Below are 10,838 nucleotides of genomic sequence, written 5' to 3' on the forward strand. Positions count from 1 at the left end.
CGTGAGTTCCGAATTCCGTTGAAAAGCGACGAAGCTAGGCGCACCGATCACCAGCAATGTTGCAGCAATGGCGATCGTCACCATCAGTTCAATGAGGGTGAAGCCGGTACTCCGGTAGTGGCAAGAACTTTTCATGGCCAGCAAAGCCTGAATTTCGCATCTGTCGAGGCGATGCTGCAGCTCTTGACGCCCGTACTGGTGAGGCTGAGTGCGCCAGCAGTGGCATCGCTGCTTGTTGGCGTCGCGGTGAGCTTGACGCACTCGGTGATCGACTGGTTGTCGCAGGCTACCGCAGAAAGCCAATAGGACGGTCTCGAAGCGGTGTCTCCCGCATAAACCTTGAATGTGCCCGAAGCCGTAGTCGGTGTAGTAACTCCCGATATGTTGGTGAAGGCCAGGTACGTATTCCGCTGCGTCATGTATCGCTCCTGCTGCTGCATGAGTTCCAGCAGTGCGGTACGGGCCTGTGCCCGTCTTCCTTTCAGCACTGAATCCGTGTAGGCAGGATAGGCAATGGCGCCCAGAATGCCGATGATTGCCACGACGATCATCAACTCGATCAGCGTGAAGCCACGCATGGAGGCGCGTTTCTTGATTGAGGTCATATTCACGATCCGCGCTTCAGGTCCAGGTAATTGTTGATCTGCCGCCAGCTCAGTCGTCCGGCGGTGATGATGACGCTCGTCTGCCCGGTGTTCCCGGTTCCCCCCGCTGCATTGCCGACGCCGCCGGAGCCTTGTGCAATGGTCTGGCTGGTGATCTTCTTCTTGCGTCGGCCGGTGCTGTCGCTGATGGTTTCGACCGTGGACGCCACCTCGATCACCAGCGGCTGTCCCATGATGCCGACGGTGGACGCCCGACGTGTCCCCGTGCCGGTGTCGACATCGACGATGTACGAATTGCCGCTGCCTCCGCCTACGCCACAAGAGGCCGAGTCGCCCGAGGTTCCCGGAATCAGGCTGCCGAATATCAGCGTGTTGCCTGTCAGCAGTGCTCCGCTTACTTGGCGCTCGGTGCTGGCGTAATCCATGTACCAGCCCGAACTCACGGTCGATGATGTTGTGAGATCGCTCGTGGCACGGCCCCAGGTGAAGCTGGGCACCGTGATCGCGCCTGTGGAATCGATCGTGGCCGCTCTCAGCCGCGCGCGTCCGCTGATGGCGCCCGAGCCGTTCGGCGTTGCGTCGGCAACGCTCGTGCCGTCGTCGTACACCACGTAGAACGAGTTCTGTGCCGTCGACGAGCGGTCGTCCACTTCCAGATACTTGCCAGTGCCGAACGCCACCTGGATTGCGTTGATATTGTTCGTTGCTGCCACCAGCGTCGGAGCCATGCTGATGGGTTGCACATTGCCGTCACCGTCCTTGGCAACGAAGAGCGGATAGGGCGCGTTGCTTGTGGCGTTCTTGAAAGCCGACAGGTTTGCCATGTTCCATTCGGAGGTGCCATGGCTACGGAAGTCGAGCTTCCACATGTTGCCGTGCAGATCGCCGGCAAAGATCTGCGCCACTTCGCGGTTACCACCGGTGGCAATGGCCGCCTTGAAGTTGAGGAGGCCCGGCGCCTTGGTCACGGCGAGCGTGGTGTCCAGGGGCAGTTCCACCTTGTAGTAGTTGGTGCCAAGGGTCCAGGCAGTCTCTGGTGCTTTTGACAGGTCAAGCAGGAACAACGCAGGGTTTCCGGTGCTGAAGTTGCCGGCCGAGTTGACTTTCGTGTAGTTGTTGACTCCACTCGCCACCACTGCGAACCACTTGTAGGTCGCCGTCGTAGCCGACGGCGCGCTGGTGCGCATCTTCAGGATCTGTGGCTGGCCGACGACGAAACCCATGTCGACGTCATCATCCTGCGTGAACTCCCACATCACCTTGCTTGCGCTGAAGGTCGTCGGATCGGTCACGTCGAGCGCGAACACGCCGCGCCCGCCCGCGCCGGTGCCCGACACAAGCACTGTCTTCCAGTCGGCCGAGCTACCGGCGGAACCCACTTGTGCTTCCGCTACCACTGGTGGGCCATCGACATAGCTCTGGTGGTTCGACACGTAGTCGGCATCAGTGAGCGCGGCGAGCTTGGGGGTCATCCAACTCGGGATGTAGCCGAACAGTTCATCGCCGGTGGTGGCATTGAAGCCGTGCAGCATGCCGTCGTTGGCGCCTACGAACACAGCGGGCGTACGGTTGAGATTGGCCGTTCTGAACGCGGCGTAGGTGCTCGAGTTGATGTTGTTGACCGGCGCTCCCGAATACACGACGCCTGAATTGATGATGTCGCCCAGCAGCTTATTGTTGCGGCGCCGGAAAGGCGCGCCTTCCCGAGCGTTGCTGCCGCGCAGATAGCTCACGCGGTCGGAACCCAGCGCGTCGGCAGTGGCAGAGGGCGTGATCTTGTTCAGGTCGGTTTGCTGAGCAGTGGTCAGCGAACCCCACACGAAATTCGTGGCCTTGGGGACCGCATTGCCCGGGCGGCCGATGACGATGTTGCGAGTGGTGTCCGGCGTTGAAAGCAAGGCCAGTCGCGCGGTGGCCGACCAGGTCGGAGTGGGCGAGATGCTGGCGCTGCCGCTGGTGATGGTGATTGACTGGGCCAGCAGATCGCCGCTCCAGTCGCTGGTGTCGAAGGCACCTTGGTAGACCGAGTTGCTTGTCTGAAGCGACTTGGACTGCACCGCGCTACCAGCAATGCTGCGTGCGGAGGTGGACGCCCGGCTGAAGATGCTGTCAAAGGCGCTCAACACGCTGCGTGCACTGCTCTGCAGATAGTAGGTGCTGGCCTCGGCAGGGCGGGCGGGGTCTTGCCAGACGTTGTTATCCACCGTGCCGTCCTGCCGCTTGAAGGGGTTGCCGAAGGTGTTGAAGGGCTTGCTGCCGTTGTTGGCCGGATCAGATTCAAAGCCACCGTACTTCGCCGAAGTGAAGAACTGATTTCGGTTGCGGCGGACGGCAGCATCGTTCTGGTCACCGTACTCGTTCACGTCGAAGAAGAAGCTCTTCACGCGCAAGCCGGGGCGCTGCTTGGTGGGCTCGGCGGTCCATCCCGTTCCACGGATGTCGTGTGTGTGGGCCCAATACGAGTAACCGACGATGGCTTCTCCGCGGGGGTTGGCATTAGTGCTGGGATTGCCGGTGGTGTGTTGTTCGGCGTTCTGTCCATCACGATAGGTGGTGTCCACGCCTTTCTCGAAGTTCTGGACCACAGTCGTCCAGGCGGTCAGATCCGGAATGTTGGCGGCCACGTTGGTTCCTGGATAGTGACTTCCATCGTGCGTGTTGATGTCGCCGATGACCACGATGTTGCTCTTCAGGCACGCATAGTTGCTCGAACTGGAACGGCCATCGCCATACGGGTCGTTCCAGGTGGTGAATACCGGATATCCGTCGTACATGGCGGTCGTCATACCGCTGGTCGCGATATCGCTCGGCTGCAGACCCTGCAGATAGCGCAGTGACTCGTAGTAGAGCTCACTGACGGGGTCGTACTTCTTGTATTTGCCAGCCACGCCGGTGCGTCCGAACTTGTTGAGATAGTTGATGACGCCACTCACCCCGAAGCCGGCGTTTGTGCCGGTCAATGTGCTGCTGTCGGGGTTGGCGGCGAAAACGCCGGTCGTTGCGTTCCACTCGGCTGCAGCGTTGCCGCCACTCGGTGTGTTCTCAGTGCCATTGATGTCGAAGGTCTTGGCGCCGACATATTTCATGGGCGCGCGCAGTACACCGCCGTAGCGGCCTCCGGTGTCGGCACTGTTGGTCTGATCGAGCAGGTAGCCGAAGGCGGACAGACGCAATTGGTCGCTGTACTTCTGGACCGTGCCGGTCGGCTTGTAGTTGCCGTTGGGGTACTTGGTGCAGAAGGTGTAGTCACGGCTGTCGRCCAGATTGCCGGCGGCGTTTTTCTCGCAGACCTTGACGCGGGAGTAGAAGAAGCCGTCGCTGTTGAGGCCGCTGGTCGATCTCGGGGTGGTGTTGGCGGCAACCGTATAGCAGGCCTTGCCCACGCCGGGGGCCGGATCGGTGAATACAGCGTTGGTGCAAGCGGTATTGTTCTTGAACTGGCCGACCATCCAGGTGGTTCCAGCTCCGTACCAGACCTCCCTCGAGTTCTTGTTGAAGTTGCAAGTGCCGTTTTCGTCGGCGCACTTGTTGGCCCCGGTCGGCAGGTTGCCGTTGAATGAGAACGGCCCTGTTCCTGTCGCGACGGCGCCCAGGGTGTAGCCGCTCGTGTTCGTGCAAGCTCCGCCTTTGGCCGTGCTGAAATAGATGCGGTTCAAGGTGTTCGCCACCCAGATGTCGTTGGGGCCGGCCGCATTCACCATGCGTTGTGGCACCGCGCCCCAGTAGGTGCCTGCGCCGCCGCCATTGCGCGTCAATTGCTTGGCCGGAAAGTTGGTGGAGTTCCACATGCAGATCGGGTCGCCGTTCGGCAGCACGGCACGTTGCAGGATGGTCAGGTCGGGGGTGTCGATGTAGCGATCGCCGCCCGAGAGAGCAAGCCGCAGCATGTCGATGGCGGAACTGCTGGCCCAGTTCAGGAAGTTGCCACTGAAGCCGTCGTCACATTTACGGTCGGTGCGCGTGTTCGTCAGGATGCGGTCGAAGCGCTTGTAGTCGGTCGCCGAGAAACCGGTGGCTGGCGTTTCCGCGGGCGCATCGTTGTACGAATAGCAGGCGTAGGCATCGTAGTAGCCGATGTACTCTGTGAGGTTGCTGTACGTGTTGTCAGTGTCGCCGCCGGGCGTGTACTGCGCGCCCACCGTCGGATACTCCACCGACAGCGCTAGCGCCAGCGCTGGCTTGTCACCGGAAGTGGTGGCATAGAGCGGATCGCTCGCCAGTGCGATGGCCTTGATGTTTGGAGCGGTCGAGGAGACGCCCTGGATATCGGCTCGCGGTCCGAAGCCCATGGCTGTCACGCGGTAGATGTAGCTGGTTGTCGAACCCGAGAGGTCGCGGTTTGCCGGGTCTTCGATCGGCTCGATCACATAGCGCGGCGCTTTGACGGGCTGGATGCCGGTGCTGCCGGCCGGGAAACTGCGTCCCGTGAACTCGCCGTAAGCGGCAGTGTGCGCATTGCTTGTTGCGGTGAAGTCGACGGAAAGCCAAGCCGGCTGGCCGCTTGTTACCAGTGTGCAGAGGCCCCTGCTGTTGCCCGAGTCGCCGCAGCCATTGACGAAGGCGTTGGTATTGGCCATGTTGGTGAACACAGAGCGCCGGCTGGAAGCAACGGGGCCGTGGATGTCGAATTCGGCGTCCATCAGCGCGGCCTCGGCTGACTGCCAGGCCACTTGCATGTCACGGTCATTCCGGGAACTGCGCTCGCCCATGGTCGCGATCTGGGCCGCGCCCACGCCAAGGATCGACACGATCACCAGCAGAAGCAGCACGATGATCAGTGAGACACCGCGTTGGCCGCCGGGACGGGGAAGAAGTTTGTGTCTCATCTCAGAGGCCCTGGTCGTTGCGCAGGTGGATCGTGAAGGTCAAGGTCTGGCGCAGCCGCCCATCCGGCGTGGGCTGGAAGACAGTCCCTGGATCATTCACGGACGCGAAGGCGCTGCCGGCCGAGCCGTTTGCGCTGCCCTTGGTAGGTCCGAATGGATAGAAGGTCTGCGTCCCCGAATCCTGAGCGGCACCTTTCGCGCTACGCAGCACCATGCCGATTCGGACGCTACGCACTCGGCGCCAGTTCGCGTTGGTGGCGGCGCTGTTGCCGGACACAGTCATCTGGTCCGCGCGCAAATACGCGTTGGGCACATTGGGCGATGCCGCGCTCGACGGCGTTGCGGTACCCGCCGTTACGCCGTCAACGCCATACAGCACCTGGAAATTCTCGACGCCCTGCACGATGGGACTGGAGAGCCACGCGCTCGTGGCTGTGTCGTAATAGGTACACATGAGCGAAGGCTCACCCTGATTGATGCCCACCGAGAAAACGCTGGCCATGAGCGTGTCGCGCGCTGCGGCGGTATTGATGTTCGCGACCGTATCCGGTGCATTGCCGGCGCAGTCGATCATGGTCTTGTCGGCATCGGTCGAACCGACCACCATGGTGTGGGCCTGCGCTGACTGGTAGCGCATGATGAGTATGTCGCTCCCCGTGCCCGCTTCGGTGGAGGGCCGTGCGGTGGACGACGTCAACGGATTGGTGAGGTTCACCTTGGCGTTGTTGAAGCCCATGATGCTTGGTGCCGGGTCCGTCGTGGTGGGCTGGCGAGGGGTTGCCGCGAAGAACACATCCCGGTAGCCGGTCTGCACGCCAATGCGCTGGATCATGTCCGCCGCAAACCGGCCGTTGTCGCGCAATTGCGAAGCCGCGTCGACCGTGGTGAAGCCGCGCCGTGCGACGGTCAGGGCCGAGACTGCCGCCAGCACCACCACCAGGCCCACCGCCATCGCGACGAGCAGTTCGATCAGTGTCAGCCCGCGCAGAGCGCGGCGGCGTGAGGAAAGGGCAATCACAGGGTGCTCCCGGGTGTAACGGGCAGCACGACGGACGGCTGATCTGCCTGAACGACCGCGGCGGTACCCGTCTTCGTCGATGGTCGGCTCCAGCCGATCTTGACCAGGATCGGGTCGGAGTTGCTGGTTGAGGTGCAGGTCCACACGGCAGTGCCGTCCGAACCGAAGGGGGCGCTGTCGCGGCAGATGCTGATTCGCGCGCCTGGCAGTGCATCGTCCACCCGTGCTAGCCAATCGGTCAGTTCAGCTTGCGCGACAGCCGCTTTGTCGGTGCCGCAGTTCTGGCCGATTGCTAGGCAGTAGGAAGCAGTAGGCGGGGCGAGCGGGTGCGAGAGGTCGCCTATCAGGTACGGATTGCCGGTGGCGAGCAGGGCCTGGTCCTTGTTGCCGCGCATCATTTCCGCGAGTTCTCGCGCCAGCACCACGGCTGTCGATTGAAGCCGCGCATCACGGTTGGCTTGCAACGACGCCGCTTGTAGGCCCACCATGCCCAGCAAACCAAAGGACAGGACCACGATCGCGACCAGAACCTCGACGAGGCTAAAACCCGTCTGCCGGCGYATGCGATTGCGGGATAAAGGAAATGGGTTCRTTGGCGCAAAGTGTTTGCAAAGGTGTCCAAATGTGACCAGCGATGGTAAGTTTTGCGCTGAACACTTGCCCTGCCGCTCGTCTCCCACCCGCCGCCATTCGTCGGCCCGGCCGGTCGGCACAATTGGCGGAATGACTTCCCGCGCAGCGCCTGCCGAGGCGGCCGCTCTCCCATCCAAGGCCGTTGGCGCCGTGCGCGCCGGGCTGGTGGCGTTTCCGTTTCTCTGTCCGCTCGTCGCCGGCCCGTCGGTCCAGGCCTGGCAGCTGCTGGCCACCTGGGTCTGCCTGGCGGCGATGCTGCTGGTCATTCCTGCCGCCACTCCGTCGCGCGGCATCTGGGCCTGGCTGGGCGCCGGGGCGGCAGCGGTCGTGCTTTTTTCCTCGCCACATGCCGGCGCGGCCGCATGGCTGCCGGCCGTGGTCGTGCTCGTCGCCATGGCGGCCGCAGCCTGCGTGGGCGCGGGCATGGCGCGCGGTGGGCCGGGCATCTCGGGGGTGCTGGCGGTGGGCGTGCTGGTGGCCGGCCTCGTCAGCGCCGTGCTGGGCCTGCTCCAGTACTACGGCCTGGCGGAGCCGCTGGTGCCCTGGACCACCACGCCCGCGCTGGGCCAGGCCTATGGCAACCTGCGCCAGCGCAACCAGTTCGCCACGCTGATCAGCATGGCGCTGGTGGCTGCGCTCTGGATCCACGCGGCGCAGCCCTCGGCGCGCATTCGGCGCTGGCTGGCGGCGGCGGCGCTGCTGCTGCTGGTGGCCGCGGCGGCGTCCACTTCGCGCACGGGCCTGCTCCAGCTGCTGTCGATCGTGGGCGTTGCGGCGTTCATCGCGCGGCGGGAGCGCCGCGGCGCGGCCCCGGACGGCGCTATCGGCGCTCCGCCCTTCAGCCTGCCGCCGCCGCTGGTGCTGCTGGCGATGATCCCGGTCTACTTCGCCATCGCCTGGCTGCTGCCGCAGCTGGCGGCGGGCGAGGTCGAGGGCATGATGCAGCGGCTGCAGGAGGGCGCGCCGGGCGACCACACGCGGATGATCCTGTGGCGCAACGTGCTCTCGCTGATTGCTGCGCATCCGCTCGCGGGGTGGGGCTGGGGCGAGCTGGCCTTCGCGCACTACAGCACGCTGTACGACGGGCCGCGCTTCCCCGAGATATTGGACAACGCGCACAACCTGCCGCTGCACCTGGCGGTGGAAATGGGCATTCCGGTGTCGGTGCTGATCTGCGGCGGCTTCCTCTGGATGGTGATGGCGGCACGGCCCTGGCGCGAGCGCGACGCGGTGCGGCTCATGGCCTGGGGCATGCTGGGCGCGATCGCGCTGCACAGCCTGCTCGAATATCCGCTCTGGTACGGGCCGTTCCAGCTGGTGTTCGGGCTGTGCCTGGGCATGCTGTGGCCGGCGCGGGGTGCTGGCGGCCCGGCCTCGATGCGGGAGCGCCTGAAGAAGAAGGCCCGGGGGCTCGCGCCGCCGGTGCTGTCTTGCGTTGCGGCCGCCGTGCTGATGGCGGTGGTCGGCTATGCCACCTGGGACTACATCCGCATCAGCCAGATCTACCTGGCGCGCGACGAGCGCCTGCCGGCCTATGAAGACGGAACGCTCGCCAAGGCCAGGAAATCGTGGCTCTTTGCCAGGCAGGTCGACTTTGCCGAACTCACGCTCACGGCCATCACGCAGGACAACGCCGCCGCGATGCATTCACTGGCCGAGCGCACGCTGCATTTCTCGCCCGAGCCGCGGGTGATCGTCAAGCTGATCGAGAGCGCCGAACTGATGGGGCGGGGCGACGAAGCCCGCAGCCAGGCGGAGCGTTTTCGCATCGCCTTTCCGTCGGAGTACGAACGCTGGCTGAAGGGGCTGCCGGTCGAAGGGCAGGCGCCCTAGCCTTGAGGGTCGGCCAGGTAGCTGCCCGACTTGCCCCCGTGCTTCTCCAGCACGTGCACGTCGGTGATGCGCATGCCRCGGTCYACSGCCTTGCACATGTCGTAGATGGTGAGCAGCGCCACCTGCACGGCGGTCAGCGCTTCCATCTCGACGCCGGTCGGCCCCACGGTCTCGACGGTGGCGGTGCACACCACCTGCGGCGCATTGCCTTTTTCGGCCAGCGCAAAGGCCAGCGCCACGCGCGTGAGCGCCAGCGGGTGGCACAGCGGGATCAGGTCGCTGGTCTTCTTGGCGGCCTGGATGCCGGCGATGCGCGCGATGCCGAGCACGTCGCCCTTCTTGGCGGTGCCCGATTCGATCAGCGCCAGCGTGGCGGGCTGCATCTCGATGCGGCCGGTGGCCACGGCCACGCGATGGGTGGCGGGCTTGGCCGCCACGTCGACCATGTGGGCCTGGCCCTGGGCATCGAAATGGGTGAGGGAACTCATGTGTGAACGTTCGGGTGTAGAGGTGCATCATACGAGCCCGAGCCATGGACGAGGAATGCCGCGCTTGACTCCCTTTGCCACCAAAAAGACTTCCGCCGCGCCCACTCTGCGGTCGCTCTGCGCTATCGTTTTAATAGCATGCCAGGTCCTGCTGCCGGTACCGGCCCGCGCCCAGATGCAGGTGCTGCCGGGCCTGGGCGACGGCGGCGAAATGACCGCCAGTGCCGAGCGCCAGCTGGGCGACCAGATTGCGCGCGAGCTCTACCGCGACACCGACTACATCGACGACCCGGTGATCGCCGCCTACGTGCAGGACATCTGGCAGCGCCTCTTGGCCGCCGCCCGCCAGCGCGGCGAGCTCACGCCCGAGCTCGACGAGCGCTTTGCCTGGACCATCCTGCTGGGGCGCGACCGCAACATCAATGCCTTTGCGCTGCCGGGCGGCTACCTGGGCCTGAACATGGGCCTGATTGCCACGGTGGGCAGCCGCGACGAGCTGGCCACGGTGCTCGGGCACGAGCTGTCGCACGTCACGCAGCGCCACATCTCGCGCATCATGAACCAGCAGGGCAAGCAGATGCCGCTGATGCTGGCCGGCCTGATCCTCGGCATGATCGCGGCCAGCAAGAGCCGCAACGCCGATGCGGGCCAGGCCGTGATGATGGGCAGCCAGGCGCTTTTCATGCAGAACCAGCTGAGCTTCTCGCGCGACATGGAGCGCGAGGCCGACCGCGTCGGCTTTGGCGTGATGACGCAGGCCGGCTTCGCGCCGCAGGGCGCGGCCGCCATGTTCGAAAAGCTGCAGTACGCCTCGCGCCTGAACGACAACGGCTCCTACCCCTACCTGCGCAGCCATCCGCTCACGTCGGAGCGCATCTCGGACATGCAGGGGCGCTTCCAGTTCCGCCTCGATACCGCCCCGGCCATGCCGCTGGCCATGGACCACGCCATGATCGCCGCGCGCGCCCGCGTGCTCACGCGGCCGGGCGTCGACGTGCTGCGGCTGTGGGTCGATGCGACCTCCAGCGGCGAATTCGCCAAGAGCAGCGCGGCCCAGCAGGCCGGCACGCTCTACGCGGCCGCGCTGTCGGCCAAGGAACTGCGCGACTTCCGCGCCGCGCGCACCCTGGCCGAGCGGCTGACCGCGCGCACCGCCGACGACGCCTCCGCCGCCAAACTGGCGCGCTGGCTCCATGCCGAGATCGAGCTGGCCGGCGGCAACGCGCCCAAGGCCGCAAGCCTGCTCGACGCCAAATCGAAGGAGCGGCCCGAGATGCTGCTCGCGGCCGATGCCGCCGTGGCCATGCGCCAGCCCGCGCCCCTGGTGCCGGTGCTGCGCGACTGGGTGGCCACGAACCCGCGCGACGCCACCGCGTGGCGGGCGCTGGCCAACCTGTACGGCGCGCAGAACGATTCGGTGCGCGCGGTGCGTGCC

General features: G+C 64.9%; 8 protein-coding genes. 2 read left to right on the forward strand and 6 right to left on the reverse strand.

The genetic code is table 11. From position 1 onward, the window contains the following. The 5 genes from AC1DOC_RS15425 to pilV all read right to left on the reverse strand — a co-directional run. Positions 1–135: pilus assembly FimT family protein (locus AC1DOC_RS15425; RefSeq protein WP_478130039.1), on the reverse strand; the 135-nt coding region annotated here is incomplete at its 3' end. Further along, positions 132–605, reverse strand: a complete 474-nt coding sequence (locus AC1DOC_RS15430) for a type IV pilin protein (RefSeq protein WP_436288226.1) — start codon at positions 603–605, stop codon at positions 132–134. The genes AC1DOC_RS15425 and AC1DOC_RS15430, both read right to left, overlap by 4 nt. A gap of 2 nt (positions 606–607) precedes the next feature. After that, positions 608–5,431, reverse strand: a complete 4,824-nt coding sequence (locus AC1DOC_RS15435; protein WP_478130037.1) for a PilC/PilY family type IV pilus protein — start codon at positions 5,429–5,431, stop codon at positions 608–610. A gap of 1 nt (position 5,432) precedes the next feature. Beyond that, entirely contained in the window at positions 5,433–6,449 is a 1,017-nt protein-coding gene (locus AC1DOC_RS15440; RefSeq protein ID WP_478083843.1) for a PilW family protein, read from the reverse strand. Continuing rightward, positions 6,446–7,081, reverse strand: coding sequence for a type IV pilus modification protein PilV (gene pilV / locus AC1DOC_RS15445; RefSeq protein ID WP_478130040.1), 636 nt, complete (start codon positions 7,079–7,081; stop codon positions 6,446–6,448). Before pilV ends, AC1DOC_RS15440 begins: the two co-directional genes overlap by 4 nt. A 91-nt stretch (positions 7,082–7,172) precedes the next feature. Between pilV and AC1DOC_RS15450 the strand changes: the two genes are divergently transcribed. After that, on the forward strand, positions 7,173–8,915 hold the full coding sequence (locus tag AC1DOC_RS15450) for a PglL family O-oligosaccharyltransferase (protein ID WP_478080530.1): 1,743 nt from the start codon (positions 7,173–7,175) through the stop codon (positions 8,913–8,915). Here the strand turns inward: AC1DOC_RS15450 and moaC are convergent. Further along, positions 8,912–9,403, reverse strand: a complete 492-nt coding sequence (gene moaC, locus AC1DOC_RS15455; protein WP_015867916.1) for a cyclic pyranopterin monophosphate synthase MoaC — start codon at positions 9,401–9,403, stop codon at positions 8,912–8,914. The two genes, AC1DOC_RS15450 and moaC, sit on opposite strands and share 4 nt — an antisense overlap. A gap of 175 nt (positions 9,404–9,578) precedes the next feature. On the opposite strand from moaC, the gene AC1DOC_RS15460 reads away from it, so the two are divergent. Next, a partial coding sequence (locus AC1DOC_RS15460) for a M48 family metalloprotease (RefSeq protein ID WP_478130038.1) occupies positions 9,579–10,838 on the forward strand: 1,260 nt, incomplete at its 3' end.

It is taken from the genome of Variovorax sp. 01T439_2, assembly GCF_056398445.1.